This is a genomic window from Massilia sp. FBCC-B171, assembly GCF_059134155.1.
This window is the reverse complement of the sequence record NZ_CP101443.1, coordinates 3,111,347-3,127,781: the sequence shown is the minus strand read 5'-3', so window position 1 is coordinate 3,127,781 and position 16,435 is coordinate 3,111,347. Positions and strand designations below refer to the sequence as shown.

Genomic DNA, 16,435 nt, shown 5'->3' with positions numbered 1-16,435 from the left:
TCGCTGAAAACAATGCACCTGTACTCTCCTGGTGCGCGTTCAGGTACAATCGCAGATTGCCCAGCTTCTTTGTCGCCTCCAATCCATGCTCGAACTCCGTCGCAATCCCGTCCCCGCCGCCAACCCTGAAGCAATCGCCGCCGCTCCGGCTGCCGCGCCCAAGGTCGGCTTCGTCTCGCTCGGCTGCCCCAAGGCGCTGGTCGACTCGGAACAGATCCTGACCCAGCTGCGCGCCGAGGGTTACCAGACCGCCAAGTCCTACGCCGGCGCCGACCTCGTGATCGTCAACACCTGCGGCTTCATCGACGCCGCGGTGCAGGAGTCGCTCGACGCCATCGGCGAAGCGCTGGCTGAAAACGGCAAAGTGATCGTCACCGGCTGCCTGGGCGCGAAGAAGGATGCGCAGGGCCAGGACATCATCACCAAGGTGCACCCGAAGGTGCTTGCCGTGACCGGCCCGCATGCGATGGCCGAGGTGATGGAATCGGTGCATTTGCACCTGCCGATGACGCACGACCCCTTCATCGACCTGATGCCGGACCATGGCGTCAAGCTCACGCCGAAGCACTACGCTTACCTGAAAATTTCCGAAGGCTGCAATCACCGCTGCAGCTTCTGCATCATCCCGTCGATGCGCGGCGACCTGGTTTCGCGCCCGATCCACGAAGTGCTGATCGAAGCCGAGAACCTGTTCAAGGCCGGCGTCAAGGAACTGCTGGTCATTTCCCAAGACACCAGCGCCTATGGCGTTGACGTGAAGTTCCGCACCGGCTTCTGGAACGGCCGCCCGGTCAAGACCCACATGACCCAGCTGACCGAAGCCCTCGGCCAGCTGGCGCGCCAGTACGACGCCTGGGTGCGCCTGCACTATGTCTATCCTTACCCGCACGTCGACCAGGTCATCCCGCTGATGGGCGACGGCCACGTGCTGCCTTATCTCGACATCCCGATGCAGCACGCGCACCCGGATGTGCTCAAGCGCATGAAGCGCCCGGCCTCCGGCGAGAAGAACCTCGACCGCATCCTGGCCTGGCGCGCGATGAACCCGGACCTCACGATCCGCTCGACCTTCATTGCCGGCTTCCCCGGCGAGACCGAGGCCGAATTCGAATACCTGCTCGACTTCCTGCGCGAAGCGCAGATCGACCGCCTGGGCTGCTTCGCCTATTCGCCGGTGGAAGGCGCGACCGCCAACCTGCTGGACAATCCTGTGCCGCTGGAAGTACGCGAAGAACGCCGCGCACGCGTCATGCTGCTGCAGGAAGAGATTTCACTGAAGCGCCTGCAGGCCAAGGTCGGCAAGACCATCCGCGTGCTGATCGACGAAGTCACGCCGCGCGAAGCCATCGGCCGCTCGAGCGCCGACGCGCCCGAAATCGACGGCGTGGTCCACATCAAGCGCTCGCTCGTTCCCGGCCAGGCCAAGCTGGCCGTCGGCCAGTTCGCCGATGTGGTCGTGACCAAGGCCGACGCCCACGACCTCTGGGCCAGAACGCTGTAAGAACCATGGCGAAGAAGTCGCTCCAGACCACGCTGGTCCACACCGCCTACACGGCGCCGGAAGGCTTCGACGCCTTCCCGCCGGCGATCCACCACGCTTCCACGGTCCTCTTCAAGAACGTGGCGGCGATGCGCTCGGGCGAGTGGAAAGAGAAGAACGCCTATACCTACGGCCTGCACGGCACGCCCACCACGTTTACGCTGGAAGCGCGCCTGGCCGAAATCGAGGGCGGTACGCAGTGCCTGCTGGCGCCGTCGGGCCTGGCGGCGATCGCGATGGTCGATTTCGCCTTCCTGAAAACCGGCGACGACGTCCTGCTGCCGGATAACGTCTACAACCCGAACCGGGAACTGGGACGCTGGCTGTCGAACGATTTCGGCATCACCGCGCGCTATTACGATCCGATGATCGGCGCCGGCATCGCTGCACTGATCCAGCCGAACACGAAGCTGATCTGGACCGAAGCACCTGGCTCGGTGTCGATGGAAGTGCCGGACCTGCCCGCCATCTGCGCCGCCGCCAGGGAGCGCGGCGTGCTGGTCGCCCTCGACAACACCTGGTCCGCGGGCCTGGCCCTGCGCGGTTTCGAGCTTGGCGTCGACATCATCATGCAGGCCCTCACCAAATACCAGTCGGGCGGCTCGGACGTGCTGATGGGCGCCGTGATCACGCGCGAGCGCGCCGTGCACGACAAGCTGGCCATGGCCCACATGCGCCTGGGACAGGGCGTCAGCGCCGACGACGCCTGGCTGGTCATGCGCGGCCTGCCCACCATGAAGCTGCGCTTCGACGCCCACGACGCCGGCGCGCGCCGGGTGGCGGCCTGGTTGAAGGAGCGTCCCGAAATCACGCGCGTGCTGCATCCGGCTTTCACCGACTGCCCGGGACACGATACCTGGAAGCGCGATTTCACAGGCGCCGGCGGCTTGTTCTCGGTGGTCTTCGACGAAGCTTATACCGAAGAACAGATCGACCGCTTCGTCGATTCGCTGGAACTGTTCGGCCTCGGCTACAGCTGGGGCGGCGCAAACAGCCTGGTCATGCCTTACCGGATGACGGCGATCCGCCGCGACTGGCAGGGCAAGGGCTTGCTGGTGCGTTTCAATATCGGCCTGGAAGACACGGACGACCTGATCGCCGACATCGCGCGCGCGCTTGGACAGCTGCAGGGCTGAACAGGCCGGCAAAGAACACCGGGCGCTGACTGGCCTTGCGGTAAAACGAAAGGGGCGCGTGGCGGGAAATTCCCGCGACGCGCCCCTTGTCTTTTCCGCTCCGGCGGGAGCAGGCGTAAAGCTTACTGTTTGCTTATTGCTTCAGTACCCGGCGCAGCGTGCTCGAGAGGTCTTCCGCCGAGAACTTGGCCACATAGGCATCCGCCCCCACGTTCTTGACGTGGTCTTCGTTCGTGGTGCCCGACAGCGAGGAGTGAATCACCACCGGCATGTTGGCAAAGCGCGCATTCTTCTTGATGTTGCGGGTCAGCGTGAAGCCATCCATCTCCGGCATCTCGAGGTCGGTCAGCACCAGCGCGACGCGGTCATACACGCTCTTGCCTTCGCCTTCGGCCGCATTCGCGATGGTATTGAGCTGGTCCCAGCATTCCTTGCCGCTCTTGGTCATGATGAAGGGCAGGCCCATGGCGTCCAGCCCTTGTTCGATCAGGGCGCGTGCGACGACCGAGTCGTCGGCGGCCAGGATCACGGATCCTGGCTTGATCTGGATCTTGGCGCCGACCGTCTGCTGGCTGATTTCGGGACCGGTGTCCGGGTTCATGCTGCGCAGGATGGTCTCGACGTCGAGCACCTGGGCCAGGCGGCCCGGCGCGCCGTTTTCGCCTTCCAGGCGGGCGATGCTGGTGACCATGCCGCTGCCGGCGCTCTTTTCGGCCGACATCACCTGGCTCCAGTCCAGGCGCACGATTTCTTCGACGCTCTCCACCGCAAAAGCTTGCGTAGTGCGCGCGAACTCGGTGACCAGCATGATGTTCAGGCCGGTCTTCGGCTTGACGCCGGCGATCGCCGGCAGGTCCAGCACCTGGATGATCTGGCCGCGCAGGTTGACCACGCCCAGCACGTGGCTCGGCGAACCGGCCACGGCGGTAATCTGCGGCATCGCCACGATTTCGCGGATCTTGAAAACGTTGATGCCGAACAGCTCGCTGCGCTCGCCGTTCTCGTCGCCGCCGAGGCGGAAAAGCAGCAGCTCGAATTTATTGGTGCCTGCCAGGTTACTGCGCTCGTCGACTTCCTGCTGAACCGATTTCATATTTCGTCCCGAAAAGTGGTAGTGCCATCAGGAAAGTATTCTAGCGCCGATTTCGCTGGATTGCGCCCAAAAATCGTCAAATCGGCATCGATTTATTGCTGTTCAGGTCCAAAAAACCACGAATCAGACGATAAGCCTTCCATAACCACGCCAGGGTCCACACCAGCCAGGCGACCGGAATGCCGATCAGCGTGGCGAACAGGATACCCCCGACCACCATCCACAGGAAGTAGAACCAGAACGAGCGGATCATCCAGCTGTGGTGGCTGTAGACCAGGGTGCCGTGGGTTTCCGGGCGCTTGATGTAGTTGACGATCAGCGGCAGGAAGGACAGCATCCCCAGCGAAAAGAAGAAGGTGGCAGCGTGCACCAGGTAGAGGATGCGCGCCATCTGCTTGGCATCTTCAGTCCCGCTGTCGAGTACGAGTTGTTGTGTCATTGTTGGCTCCATGCGGGACGACCCCGCTTCGGAGCCGATTGTAGCAGCGAATCGTGGCGATTTCGCTAACGTTTCCAACTGGGTGCACTTATAGCTTCGATTGCACCCAGGCGACGATATTGCCCGCATCCATCGCGCCTGGCTGGCGCGCCACCTCGCGCCCGCCCCGGAAAAGCGCCAGCGTCGGAATGCTGCGGATCCCAAATTGCGCCGACAGATCCTGGGCGCGCTCGGTATCGACCTTCAGCAGGCGCACGCGCGGCTCGAGCCGGCTTGCAGCCTGGAGGTAGGCCGGCGCCATCATCTTGCACGGACCGCACCACTCGGCCCAGAAGTCGACCAGCACCGGGATATCGTTGCGGGCGATATGTTTATTGAAGCGCTCGGAGGTGACGTCGAGCGGGCGGCCGCTGAAGAGCGGGGCGGCGCATTTGCCGCACACCGGGTTGTCGGCCAGGCGGGCCTGGCTCAGCCGGTTGACGGCGTCGCAGGCGGGGCAAACGATGTGGAGGGAGTCGGTCACGATGAGTCCTTCGAAAAGAATCGGTGAGGGTATTCTATGCCGGAGGCGCGTCGGCCGCTGCGCACGCCTGGCGCCGCCGGCTCAACCATGCGCCCCGGCCAGCGCCCCCGGCGTACAATCGGCCTACTTCACTTGCAATATCGTCAATGACTAAACAGAGCAATGCCGCCACGCCCCTGATCGGTTGTGCCGGCTGGACTATTCCAAAGGAAGCGGCCGCGGACTTTCCCGCGGCGGGCAGCCACCTCGAGCGCTACGCCGCCGTGCTGCCCGTGGTGGAGATCAATACATCCTTCTATAAGCCGCACCGGCCCCAGACCTGGGCGCGCTGGGCCGAGAGCGTCCCGAGCGATTTCCGCTTTTCCGTCAAGGTGCCGCGCTCGATTACGCATGACGCGCAGATGCGCGACATCGACGCGCTGTTGGCGCGTTTCGCCGGCGAAGTCGGCGAACTGAAGGACAAGCTCGGCTGCCTGCTGGTGCAATACCCGCCCAAGCTCGGCTTTCACGACGAGATCGCGCGCGACTTCTTCCTGAAACTGGAAGACACTTTTGGGTGCATGATCGCCTGCGAAGGGCGGCATCCGAGCTGGTTCAGCGACAACGCCACCGAGGTGCTGCGCGAACGGAAAGTGACGCGCGTGATCGCCGATCCGGCCGCCGGCCAGCCGGGGCCGCACGTGCCGACCACGAACGACCTGTATGTGCGCCTGCATGGCGCGCCGCGCATCTATTATTCGGCGTACTCGCAGGACTACCTCGATGCACTGGCCGCCGACCTGAGCGTGCACAGCGCGGCCGGGCGCCAGGTCTGGTGCATCTTCGATAACACGGCGGCGGGCGAAGCGATGCCGAACGCGCTTGACGTGCTGCGTAAGCTCGGTGCCCCGGCGAGCAGGTGAGCTCCGCGCCATGGTGACGGCGACCTTCCGGTTTTACGAGGAACTGAACGACTTCCTGCCGCGCGAGCGGCGCGAGCGCGCGTTCCATGCAGCTTGCGCGCGTGCTGCCACCACCAAGCACATGATCGAGGCGCTGGGCGTACCGCATACCGAAGCCGGGACGCTCATCGTGAACGGCCTGCCCGCAGGACTGGACCGGCCGCTGGAAGAGGGCGACGAGGTAGTCGTCCATCCGCAGCGCGAAAACGCCGGTGCCGGCATCCGCTTCATCGCCGACGCCCACCTGGGCGGACTGGCGCGCCTGCTGCGCATGGCCGGCTTCGACACCCTGTATGACAATGCGTACCAGGACGAGGAAATCGCCGCCATCAGCGCGCTTGATGCGCGATTGGCGCTCACGCGCGACCGCGAACTGCTCAAGCGGCGCGAGGTGGAGCGCGGCTGCTACCTGCACACGATCCGCCCCGAAGCGCAGCTGCGCGAACTGTTCGCGCGCTTGACGCTGGCGCCGCTGGCCCGCCCCTTCACGCTCTGCCTTCACTGCAACCTGCCGCTGCGGCCGGTGGCTAAGCAGGAGGTGCTCGATCGCCTGCCCGAATCGGTGCGCGCGCAGCACGAATCGTTCACGACCTGCGAGGCCTGCGCCCGCGTGTATTGGCAGGGCTCGCACCACAAGCGCATGCTGGCGATGCTGGACGGCGCGATTGGGCTAGAATCGTCGACATTCCAATCCGCGAGCGATCACGCGTGAACGTCTCCTTGCCACTGCTGCAGTTTCCGGTCCGCACCGGGTGCCCGCCCGGCGCCTGTGTCTGCGAGCGCGAGCGCTTGATGTCCGAGCCGGATGCCGACGTGCGCCCGCTCGCGATCGACCGCAAGCAGGAACAAAAGCTCATCGAACGCATCGAGCGCATCGAGAGCTATGCCGACCTGCGCCATGTGCAGGAACTCATCCGGAAAAATATCGGCGCCGAGCTGCGCATCGCGCCGGGGCCGAACGAGGTGCGCACACTGCGCGGCATCCTCATCGTGCTCGAGGAAAAACCGGGGCTGTGCAAGAAGGTGCGCCAGTCGGTGCCGGCCGCGGTGCGCAAGCGCCTGCAGGAAAAGCCCGAAATCGCGTATGCGATCCTGGACGCCGGCAACCTGTTCGGCAGCGACTGAAGGCGCCGTCAGCGCCGCCTGCGCAGCGCGCGCATCAGCACCAGCGCCGATGCGAGCAGCCATGGGGTCGCCGGTTCCGGCACATCGGACGGGTGCGGCAAGTCCAGGGTCGGGTTCGATGGCGTTGCCGGCTGCCCCGGGTTGAAGCCGGGGATGAAGGGGGCGAGATCGGGCGCGCCGGGCGGGGGCGTGCGGTCGACCGGATCTTGCGCATCCACGTTCGGGAGCGGATCGACCGGGAAGGCGCCCGATTGCGGCGGCGGCGAAAGGGTGGCAAGGATGGGCGCGTCCGGGTTGCCGAACCAGTGCGTGCGCGGCCAGGGCAGGCCTGGCAGAGGCTCGCTCTGCAATGGCGTCCGGGTGCGTGCCGGCGTGCCGGCCGGGGCCGGGGTCGCCCCATGCCAGACCGGCTGGAACGATTGCCCGGCCAAGTCCGGCAAGTCGCCGTCGTCCAGGTCCGGGGCGCTGACAAAGATGATGTCGCCTTCGGTTTCGCCCTCGAACGCGTCGAGCGCCTCGAGACGCGGGCCGTGCGCCTCGACCGGCAGGCGCGGCGACTCGGAAATGCGGTTCGCGCAGCGTGCGCGCATCTCGTTCTGGCCATCGGTGAGCAGGGTTTCGCCCGCCTGCAGCATGACCTTCCTGGACGTCCAGTAGATCTTGTCGCCCTTGCGATAGGAGACGTACACGGCGCGTGGCGCGGCGACCGTGACGGGGCGCGCCTGGTCCACGTCGAAGCCGGCATAGTGCGCAGCGACCACCTTGTCGGTGCGGATGACCTGGGCCAGCTCCGCCTGGTTCGCGGCGCCGCCCGGGACGACGGAGTAGCGATAGACGCGGCGCACCGGCGGCGTGGTTTCGGCGCCCGGCACGGCCACCTTGAGGGCAGCGGGCATCTCCAGCGCCGGCAAGGAGGCGCCGGCGGGAGCGCTGTCCGGGCCGACGCCGAAGGCCATCGCACAGACGGCAACGCCGGCGCAAGCGCCCGCCAGGACGCGTTGTCGAAATTGGATGCGTTGCCTGATGCGCAGGGCAGACGGGTAGTAACGGTCCATGTGCAGTCTCAAGTAGGATCTGTCCTACAGGGTACGGCACGACCGAAAGTTAATCCATATCCAATCGGCAAAATCGATATTTATACGCGTTAAGCGTAAGGTGCCGTGGGGAAAAAACGACGTCGGAAGGGAAAAATTAACGACAGGAAATAACAATTGAACCCGGGGAAGTCAGCTTGGGCATTCCTGCCCTCGGCTGCCAATGCGGCTTCAGACTTTCATCAGGTATTTCAATACGAAGCCGGTAATGAGCAAGCCTGCCATTGCCAGCGACAGGGCGCCGTGCAGCGCGTCCGAACCGATCGAGACCTCGCGCGTCATCTCTTCCTTGCTCATTTTCGCGACCCGGCTCAGGACGACCGGGCGCAGAAAGCCCTGGATGCCGAGCATGATCAGGCCCAGGCCGATCAGCATCTCGCCGATGATTCCCTGTTTCAGCCCGCTCCACACGCCCATGCAGCCGAGCGTCATCCCGAACAGGAACCAGAAAATGCGGGAGCCGGTGTAGCGTGAAAGTTTGGAGGTGTCCATAAGGTGGCGTGCTGTCAAAAGCACATTATAGCGGCGCTGCCTTGGCTCAACCAGTGCGGACCGGCGGCTTGATGATGACCAGCGCCAGCGAAGCCACGACCAGCACGATCCCGGCCCATTGCCAGGGCGTGACGCCTTCGCCCAGCACCAGCATGCCTGCCGCAATGCCGACCGGCGGCACGGCCAGGCTGAAGGGCGCCACGCGGTTGGCCGGATGGCGCGTCAGCAGGCCGGTCCACATCGCATAGCCGAGGATGGTGGCGAACCAGCCGAGATAGGCCATCGAGGCCCAGGCGGTGCCGGAGATGGCGCGCCAGTCCCAATGGGTCGAGGGCGGATCGAAGGCGAGCGAGAGCAGGATGAAGGGCAGGATCGGCACCATGCTGCTCCAGACCATGAAGGGCAGCACCTCGAACTGCGGCGCGCTGCGCTGGGCGATGCGCACCACGATGTTCGAGGCGGCCCACATCGCGGCGGACGCGACGCTGAGCATGAAACCGGCCAGCGTGACGGAAGAACCGCGCCCGAGCGCATCGACGCACAGGCAGGCCAGGCCCAGCGCGGCGATGCCCATTGCACCTTTTAGTCTTCGTCCCACCTTTTCCTTGAGGATCAGCCACGCGAACAAGGCCGTGAAAAACACCTGCATCTGCAGCATGACCGGCGCCAGCGAGGCCGACATGCCTTCCCTGAGCGCCAGGAACAGCAGGCCGAACTGGCCGACGCCCTGGAACAACCCGTACAGGATGACCCAGCGCGGCGCCAACTTCGGCGGACGGACGAACAGGAGCAGCGGCAGGAGCGCGAACAGGTAGCGCCCGGCGCCGAGCTGGAAGGGCGTCACTTCGCGCAGGCCCAGTTTCATGGCCACGAAGTTGGTGCCCCAGACCAGCACGACGCACAGGGCGGCGGCGTAGTCGCGCCCCTCGAGTGCGCTGCTCTGGCTCATCTTCAGTGAGCGTGTCCGCCGCCGAGGTAAGCAGCCACGACTTTCGGGTCGTTCTTGAGGCTCTCGGCGGGACCGTGCACCGAGATGCGGCCGTTTTCCAGCACATAGCCGTAGTCGGCCACGTTCAGGGCGGCGGCCGCGAACTGCTCGACCAGCAGCATCGTCACGCCTTCGCTTTTCAGGCGCGTGATGATGCGGAAGACTTCTTCGACCAGGATCGGCGCCAGGCCCATCGAGGGTTCGTCGAGCAGCACCACGTCCGGGTTGAGCATGACGGCGCGCGCCATGGCCAGCATCTGCTGCTCGCCGCCGGACAAAGTACCGGCAAGCTGGGTCCGGCGCTCCTTCAGGCGCGGGAACAGCTCCATCGCCTTTTCCAGGTCGCGCTGGACGTCGCCTTTCGGCCGCGCCCGGGTAAAGCGCGGGAAGGCGCCCAGCAGCAGGTTGTCCGTCACGCTCATCGTGGCGAACACGCGCCGGCCTTCCGGCGAGTGGGCCAGTCCCGCGCGCGCGATGTGGTGCGAGTCCATGCCGGTGATGTCTTTGCCGCCCAGGCTGATCGAGCCGGCAGTCGGCTTGATCATGCCCGAGATGGCGCGCATGGTGGTGGTCTTGCCGGCGCCGTTCGAACCGATCAGGGTGACCAGTTTGCCCTGCGGGACTTCCAGCGAAATGCCGTGCAGGACCTGCACCTTGCCGTAGGCCGCTTCGAGGTTTTGAATATTGAGCATGTGTTCTCCTTAAACCGCGGCCGGGGCAGGGGCAGTCGCTTCGCTGCTGCCGCCCAGGTAAGCCTCGATGACTTTCGGGTCGGCCTGCACCGCCGATGGATTGCCTTCGGCGATCTTCTGGCCGAAGTCGAGCACGGTCACCGTGTCCGAAATCGACATCACGACGTCCATGTGGTGCTCGATCAGGATGATGGTAATGCCGTGGTCGCGGATCTTGCGGATGATCGCCATCAGCTCGCGGATGTCCGGGGCCGTAAGGCCCGCGGCCGGTTCGTCGAGCAGCAGCAGCTGCGGGTTCAATCCCAGCGCGCGGCCGATTTCCAGCAGGCGCTGCTTGCCGTAGGGGAGGTTGCGCGCCTCCTCGTTCGCCAGGTCCGACAGGCCGACGAAGTCGAGGATGGCGGCGGCGCGCTTGCGGGCCGCTGCTTCCTCGCGGCGCTGGCGTGGCGACGAGATCATCGCGTCGAACACGGTCGAGCGGAAGGTGTGATGCAGGCCGACCAGCACGTTTTCGGTGGCCGTCATCTCGCCGAACAGCTGCACGTTCTGGAAGGTGCGCGCCACGCCGCCGAGCGCGATCTGGGACGGCGTGCGTCCCGTGATCGGCTGGCCGGCGAAGACGACGCCGCCCGCGGTCGGCTTGTAGATGCCGGTCAGGACGTTCATCATCGTGCTCTTGCCCGAGCCGTTCGGGCCGATCAGGCCGTGCACCGAGCCGCGCGCCACGCGCAGGTCGACCAGGTTCAGCGCCTTCAGGCCGCCGAACTGCATCAGGATCTGCTCGGCGCGCAGCAGGTCGCCGCCCGCCTGGCCCTTGGCCACGCCCTCGAAGGGATCGGCCGCCGCGTCCAGCCCGACCGCGCGTACGTGCGCCGTGCGACGGCCCAGCAACTGGCGGAAGAAGCCGACGATACCGTCCTGCAGGTAGTAGACGACGAACAGGGTCATCAGGCCGAAGATGGTCAGGCGCCAGTCGACCATGTTCTCGATCCGGTACGACCAGATCGCCAGGCCAATCGTCGCCACCACCGGCACCAGCACCTTGCGCGGCGTGGAGGTTTTCTTCGCCAGCGCGAGCGCCGAGAAGATCACGCCGAGGATGGCGGCAGCCACCGCGATCTTGCGGAACAGGGCGATGTCCGACAGCAGGCTAGGCAGCATGACGACGATGATCGCACCCAGGATGGCGCCGCTGCGGGTCTTGCGCCCGCCCATGATCACGGCCAGCAGGAACAGGATGGTCAGCTCGAAGTTGTAGGTGTTCGGCGAGATGTACTGTTCCGAATACGCGTACAGGCTGCCGGCCAGGCCAGCGAAGCCGGCGCTGATCACGAAGGCATACACCTTGTAGCGGTAGACCGACACGCCCATGCAGTCGGACGCGATCGGGCTGTCGCGCAGCGCCTCGAAAGCGCGCCCGATGTTCGATTTCAGCAGGCGGTGCACCAGCACCAGGGACAGCAGCATGAAGACGGCGACCATGTAGTAGTACTGGGTCTCTGTCAGCTCCTTGCCCAGCACGTGCGGCTTCGGCACCGTGATGCCCATCGGGCCTTCGGTGAGGAAGGTCATCTCGTTGATCATGATCTGGGCGATGGTGCCGAAGGCCAGGGTGACCATCGCCAGGTAAGGACCGGTCACGCGTAGCGCCGGCAGCGCCAGGATGGCGCCGAAGGCCGCGGTAATGGCGATACTGGCCGGCACCGCGAGGAACCAGGGCGCGCCCAGCTTCATCACGAGCACGCCCGTGACATAGGAACCGATACCGAACAGGCCGGCGTGGCCGAGCGAGACCTGGCCGGTGTAGCCGACCACGATGTCCAGGCCAAACAGCAGGATCGCGTAGATCAGGATGGTTTCGGCCAGGTGGATGTAATAGGGATTGGTGAAGGCGAGCGGGAAGATCGCCAGCACGATCAGTCCCAGCACGCTGCCGGCGAGGAGTAGCTTGTTGTTCTTCATGGTCAGACTTTCTTGATGGCGGCTTTGCCGAACAGGCCGGACGGCTTGATCGCCAGCACCAGCAGCAGCAGGATCAGGCCCGGCACTTCCTTGTAGCCGGTCGAAATGTAGTAGCCGGTCGCCACTTCCGCGATACCCAGGATCAGGCCGCCGACAATCGCGCCCACGCCGCTGGTCAAACCGCCGATGATCGCCACGGCGAACGCTTTCAGGCCGAGCGAAGCGCCCATGGTGGCGCTGGTCAGCGTCAGCGGCGCGATCAGCGCGCCCGCAAAGGCGGCCGTGGCCGAGGACAGCGCATACGAGAAGGTGATCACGCGGCCCGTGTTAATGCCCATCAGGCCGGCCGCGTCGCGGTCGTTCGAGGTGGCCACTACGGCCTTGCCGTAGATCGACTTGCGGTTGAAGACTTCGACCGCGAGCATGATGGCCAGCGCGCCGATGATGACGGCCACCTGCATCGGCTGCACGTTCGCGCCCATGAACTGGAAGGGCGTCGAGGACAGCGGCGAAGGGAAGGGCAGGACGTCCTTGCCCCAGATGTTTTCGGCGACGTTCTTGAAGATGATGGCCAGCGCGATGGTCGACATGATCCAGCCGAATTCGGACTTGATCTTGATGGCCGGACGCACGCCGATCCATTCGACGAACATGCCTTGCAGGGCGCCGAACATGATGACCAGCGGGAGCATGATCCAGTAGCTCATGTACGGGCCGCCATGGACGCCGCCCACAAAAGAAAGGCCGACCAGGGCGCCGAGCATGAGCGCTTCGCCCTGGCCGAAATTAAGGGTGCCGGAAGTGGCAAAGGTAAGTTGGTAGCCGAACGCGACGACGGCATAGATCATGCCGAGCGCGATACCGCTGAAGACTAGCTGGAGAAGGATATCCATGAATTTCACCTTAGGAGGCGCGCGGGCATGACGCCGGCGCCGCCGGTCAACAAGAAAATGGCCAGCCTGGATGATCCCGACTGGCCACGAGCAGCGATGCTAACTACACGCTGCCTTACTTGGCGTGCACCACACGGCCGCCGCGCACTTCGCCGAACACGGTATTGTTGAAGTTGATCGCTTCGTGGTCGGTCTTGGTGTACGGCTTGTCGTAGGTGGTGACGACGCCTTCAACCTTGGTGTTCAGGTTTTCGAGTGCGGCGACGATCTTCGGGCCTTCGGTCGAATTGGCCTGTTTCATGGCTGCGGCCAGCAGGTAGATCGAGTCGTAGCCCTGGGCTGCCGACACGGCCGACGGCATGCGCCCGCCAGGTGGGTTGTAGGCTTTCACGTAAGCGTCGATGAAGGCCTTGCGTTTCGGCGTGGTCGCTTCCTGGATGAAGGTCTGCGGCATGCGCGTGCCTTCGCCGTTCTTGCCGGCGTTGTCGACGAAGTTCGCCATCGAGAGCGTCCAGCTGCCGACCATCGGCACTTTCCAGCCCAGCTTTTCCATGCCGTTGGCGATCTGGGCCAGCTCAGGGCCGATGCCGTAGGTGAGCACCGCTTCGGCGCCGGCCTGCTTGGCTTTGAGCAGCTGCGAGGTCATGTCGACGTCTTGCAGGTTGTATTTCTCGACGACGACCGGCGTGATGCCTTTCTTCTCGAGCGCTTTCTCGAGGTCGGCGCGGCCCAGCTGGCCGTAGTTGGTCGAGTCGGCCAGGATCGCGACCTTCTTGAAGCCGCGGCGGGTGATGGCTTCGTCGACGATCATCTGCGACTGGATCGCGTCGCTGGCCGAGGTACGGAACACGAAGTTGGTCGGCTGCGAGGCGAACTGCTGGGTGATGATCGAGCCGGTGGCCACGTTGTTAATCACCGGGATCTGCGCCTGCTGGTAGAAGCGCTGCGAGGCTTGCGCCACGCCGGTGTTGATATAGCCGACGGTGGCGACGACGCGTTCCTTGTTGATCAGCTCCTGGGCGATCTGCACGCCGCGTTCGTTCTTCGCTTCGTCGTCGCGCTCGATCAGCTGAATCTTGCGGCCAAGGACGCCGCCGGCGGCATTGATCTCGTTCACGGCCAGCTTGACGCCGTCACGCATCGACACGCCCATCGGGGCCGAACCGCCCGTGAACGGGCCGGACACGCCGATCTTGATTGGCTCCTGCGCCATGCCGGACATCGAAAAACCCAGTGCTACCCCTGCAACCAATGCCTTCAACTTGAAATTCATTGCCGTCTCCGTAGTGTGTTTTTGGTCGTACCGTACGTTGCACCGCCGGCAAAAATATGCCGCGAGGGTGACATCGACCGACCGATTGTAGATTAGCAATTGATCGACAGCAAACGATTGCTATGACGCATTGCACCATGTGCAACAGCTGTGCGAACGTAAGAAAACGGTAAGAAATAGGGCGTATAAAGCCGCAAAATCAAAGAGGCCGCACGATTGTGCGGCCTCCCTGTTTTGGTGCGTTTTTGCGGCAGCGCGGCAGCGCTGCTATCGTGTCAACGACGGCGATAGCCCCCACCACGGTGATGGTGGTGGCCACCCCAGCTTTTTCCGAAGCTGAAACCCAGCCCGATCGACACCGGCGGATACCAGTACGGTTCCTGGACATACACGGGCGGCGCCACGTACACCGGAGCGCCGTAGACGGGCGCCGGGGCATAGATCGGCCGGCTGGCCACGTTAGGTGCCGGATTGACGACCACGTTCGAGCTGGTGACGACGCCGGCGTCCCCCGCACGTTCGCCCGTGCCGAGCGGAACCGGGGTTACCGAGACAACTTGCCAGCCGTTCGGGTCGGCCGGGCCAGCGGCGCGGGTGCCGTAATTGGCAGGGCCAGGCGCCGGCGTGGCGCAGCCGGCAAGCGCGGCAAGCGAAGCGATTACAACGATGAGTTTATGCATGGCGGTCCTCCTGATGCCATCATAATAGTTAATTGAACTCCATTTTTCGCGTGGAATTACAGCTTGTTACACCTCGGGCCGCATCAAGCCATGCGCGGCCCGCCATGGTCTCAGGCCGTCTGCTCGATCGGCGCAGTCGCCCCAGCCAGGAAAGGTGCGAGCGGCACCGCATTCGCGATCGCCTGGTAGCCCGCATCGTTCAAGTGCAGGTGGTCGCCGCTGTCGTAAGCGGGCAGGATGCGCGTCTGCCGCAAGGGATCGCGTACGGCCGCATCGGTATCGAGCAGGGCGTCGAATTCCCCGCTCGCGCGCATCCAGTCATTCACCGTGCGCCGCACGTTTTCCAGCACCGGGCTGTAGGACGAAAAACCTTCGAAAGGCGTCAGGGTTGCGCCGATGATCGTAATGTCGCGCGCCTGGGCCCGCATGATCAGCTGGCGGTAACCGGCGATGAGTTCGCTCGCAGGGACCGGGTTCGAGATCGAACTGGCCCGCACGTCGTTGATGCCGATGAGCGTCACCAGATAGCGCACGCCGCTCGTTGCCAGTACGTCGCGGTCGAAGCGCTCCGGCGCGGCGTAGCCAGCGAGCAGGCCGTTCGGGGTGTCATAGAGCAGGAAATTGCCGCTGATGCCGCGGTTCACGACGCCGATGCGCCCTGCCACCCCCAGCGAGGCCTGCAGGCGCCGCGCCAGGAAATCGGGCCAGCGCCGGTTCGCGTTGATGGTACTGCCCTGGCCATCCGTGAGCGAGTCGCCCAGCACCACCAGGCTGGGAACGGCGGCGTTGACGTCGACTGCGGTGAGGAAGGGCCAGGACGTGAGCGTGCGCGTCACCGGCATCGAAACGGTGGAGGTATAGTCGCCGCCCGGCGACACATAACTGTGCTGGAGCGCGGTGTTATGCAGGGTGGTGCCCTGCGTACTGCCGTACAGGTACAGGCTGATGGCGAGGTCGGCTTGCGCCGGCACCACGAAGTCGAGCGCATCGGAGATGGCCGGCGCCCGCGCCCGAATCGTGACCGCAGGCGCGCCGCCAAAGCGCAGTTCGCGCAGGGTGCCCGGCTGGACTGCCGCGCCGCTGGAGCGCAGGGCGATGGTGGCGCGGCCGATGCGCAGCGGCGCCGAACCCATTTCGTTGGAGATGCGGATGCGCACCCGGTTGCCGCCGATGCTGGTGCGCACGATCAGGCGCAAGGTTTGGCTGGAATAGGTGACGATGCTGGCCGCGGGCGGCGGGCCGGCCGGCGCTGCGCCCCAGGTAGTGCACCAGCGCACGCCGCTCCCCGTCTGTGCGTGCGCCGGCAGCGCCGGCAGCGCCAGGGTAGCGGCTACCAGCGGGCCTGTTTTCAAAAAGGCGCGCCGGTTCGGGCCGGTTTCATCAAGCGCGGGAGGCACAACGTTCTTCATGGTCTTTGCTCCGACGGACAGGTTGGCGGGAGCGACTGCGGCGCAGGTCGCAGAGACCAATCTAACGTCCGGGGGGCATGCGACTCAAGGGAGGCACGACAGGGGATTTGCGGCGGCGCAGGACCTGATGAGATAGGGCTTGAACTTCAGCAATT

General features: G+C 64.8%; 17 protein-coding genes. 5 read left to right on the top strand and 12 right to left on the bottom strand.

What is annotated here, in order from left to right; all coding sequences use genetic code 11:
• Positions 1 to 85 precede the first annotated feature (85 nt).
• Together rimO and NMB41_RS14130 are read left to right on the top strand one after the other, a co-directional pair.
• Positions 86 to 1,501, top strand: coding sequence for a 30S ribosomal protein S12 methylthiotransferase RimO (gene rimO / locus NMB41_RS14135; protein WP_494378451.1), 1,416 nt, complete (start codon positions 86 to 88; stop codon positions 1,499 to 1,501).
• A gap of 5 nt (positions 1,502 to 1,506) precedes the next feature.
• A complete protein-coding gene (locus NMB41_RS14130; protein ID WP_494378450.1) occupies positions 1,507 to 2,676 on the top strand; it encodes a cystathionine beta-lyase in 1,170 nt (389 codons plus the stop codon).
• A 133-nt stretch (positions 2,677 to 2,809) separates the two neighbouring features.
• Here the strand turns inward: NMB41_RS14130 and NMB41_RS14125 are convergent, their stop codons facing one another.
• The 3 genes from NMB41_RS14125 to trxC form a co-directional block, all read right to left on the bottom strand.
• On the bottom strand, positions 2,810 to 3,769 hold the full coding sequence (locus NMB41_RS14125) for a chemotaxis protein (RefSeq protein ID WP_494378449.1): 960 nt from the start codon (positions 3,767 to 3,769) through the stop codon (positions 2,810 to 2,812).
• A 76-nt stretch (positions 3,770 to 3,845) separates the two neighbouring features.
• The gene (locus tag NMB41_RS14120; RefSeq protein WP_494378448.1) at positions 3,846 to 4,208 is read right to left on the bottom strand and encodes a DUF4870 family protein; all 363 of its coding nucleotides are present in this window, start codon (positions 4,206 to 4,208) and stop codon (positions 3,846 to 3,848) included.
• 88 nt (positions 4,209 to 4,296) lie between these two features.
• The gene (gene trxC / locus NMB41_RS14115) at positions 4,297 to 4,731 is read right to left on the bottom strand and encodes a thioredoxin TrxC (RefSeq protein WP_494378447.1); all 435 of its coding nucleotides are present in this window, start codon (positions 4,729 to 4,731) and stop codon (positions 4,297 to 4,299) included.
• 146 nt (positions 4,732 to 4,877) lie between these two features.
• Here trxC and NMB41_RS14110 point away from each other — a divergent pair, with 146 nt between their 5' ends.
• The 3 genes from NMB41_RS14110 (at position 4,878) to NMB41_RS14100 (ending at position 6,797) form a co-directional block, all read left to right on the top strand.
• A complete protein-coding gene (locus tag NMB41_RS14110) occupies positions 4,878 to 5,633 on the top strand; it encodes a DUF72 domain-containing protein (protein WP_494378446.1) in 756 nt (251 codons plus the stop codon).
• A 10-nt stretch (positions 5,634 to 5,643) separates the two neighbouring features.
• Positions 5,644 to 6,384, top strand: coding sequence for a Mut7-C RNAse domain-containing protein (locus NMB41_RS14105; protein WP_494378445.1), 741 nt, complete (start codon positions 5,644 to 5,646; stop codon positions 6,382 to 6,384).
• Positions 6,385 to 6,464: 80 nt separating this feature from the next.
• A complete protein-coding gene (locus NMB41_RS14100; protein ID WP_494378444.1) occupies positions 6,465 to 6,797 on the top strand; it encodes a hypothetical protein in 333 nt (110 codons plus the stop codon).
• An 8-nt stretch (positions 6,798 to 6,805) separates the two neighbouring features.
• Here NMB41_RS14100 and NMB41_RS14095 read toward each other — a convergent pair whose 3' ends face one another.
• The 9 genes from NMB41_RS14095 to NMB41_RS14055 all read right to left on the bottom strand — a co-directional run bounded on the left by NMB41_RS14095 (position 6,806) and on the right by NMB41_RS14055 (position 16,280).
• The gene (locus NMB41_RS14095) at positions 6,806 to 7,852 is read right to left on the bottom strand and encodes a PEP-CTERM sorting domain-containing protein (RefSeq protein WP_494378443.1); all 1,047 of its coding nucleotides are present in this window, start codon (positions 7,850 to 7,852) and stop codon (positions 6,806 to 6,808) included.
• Positions 7,853 to 8,062: 210 nt separating this feature from the next.
• Positions 8,063 to 8,383, bottom strand: a complete 321-nt coding sequence (locus NMB41_RS14090) for a hypothetical protein (RefSeq protein ID WP_494378442.1) — start codon at positions 8,381 to 8,383, stop codon at positions 8,063 to 8,065.
• Between the two features lie 46 nt (positions 8,384 to 8,429).
• The gene (locus NMB41_RS14085; protein ID WP_494378441.1) at positions 8,430 to 9,332 is read right to left on the bottom strand and encodes an EamA family transporter; all 903 of its coding nucleotides are present in this window, start codon (positions 9,330 to 9,332) and stop codon (positions 8,430 to 8,432) included.
• 2 nt (positions 9,333 to 9,334) lie between these two features.
• The gene (locus NMB41_RS14080; protein ID WP_494378440.1) at positions 9,335 to 10,063 is read right to left on the bottom strand and encodes an ABC transporter ATP-binding protein; all 729 of its coding nucleotides are present in this window, start codon (positions 10,061 to 10,063) and stop codon (positions 9,335 to 9,337) included.
• 9 nt (positions 10,064 to 10,072) lie between these two features.
• Positions 10,073 to 12,025: a branched-chain amino acid ABC transporter ATP-binding protein/permease gene (locus NMB41_RS14075; RefSeq protein ID WP_494378439.1), complete on the bottom strand. Its 1,953-nt coding sequence runs from the start codon at positions 12,023 to 12,025 to the stop codon at positions 10,073 to 10,075.
• 2 nt (positions 12,026 to 12,027) lie between these two features.
• Positions 12,028 to 12,918 (bottom strand): branched-chain amino acid ABC transporter permease, encoded by an 891-nt coding sequence (locus NMB41_RS14070; protein WP_494378438.1) that lies wholly within the window; start codon positions 12,916 to 12,918, stop codon positions 12,028 to 12,030.
• A 115-nt stretch (positions 12,919 to 13,033) separates the two neighbouring features.
• On the bottom strand, positions 13,034 to 14,191 hold the full coding sequence (locus NMB41_RS14065; RefSeq protein ID WP_494378437.1) for an ABC transporter substrate-binding protein: 1,158 nt from the start codon (positions 14,189 to 14,191) through the stop codon (positions 13,034 to 13,036).
• A 275-nt stretch (positions 14,192 to 14,466) separates the two neighbouring features.
• The gene (locus NMB41_RS14060; protein WP_494378436.1) at positions 14,467 to 14,871 is read right to left on the bottom strand and encodes a hypothetical protein; all 405 of its coding nucleotides are present in this window, start codon (positions 14,869 to 14,871) and stop codon (positions 14,467 to 14,469) included.
• A 110-nt stretch (positions 14,872 to 14,981) separates the two neighbouring features.
• Positions 14,982 to 16,280, bottom strand: coding sequence for an SGNH/GDSL hydrolase family protein (locus NMB41_RS14055; RefSeq protein ID WP_494378435.1), 1,299 nt, complete (start codon positions 16,278 to 16,280; stop codon positions 14,982 to 14,984).
• Positions 16,281 to 16,435: the final 155 nt, after the last annotated feature.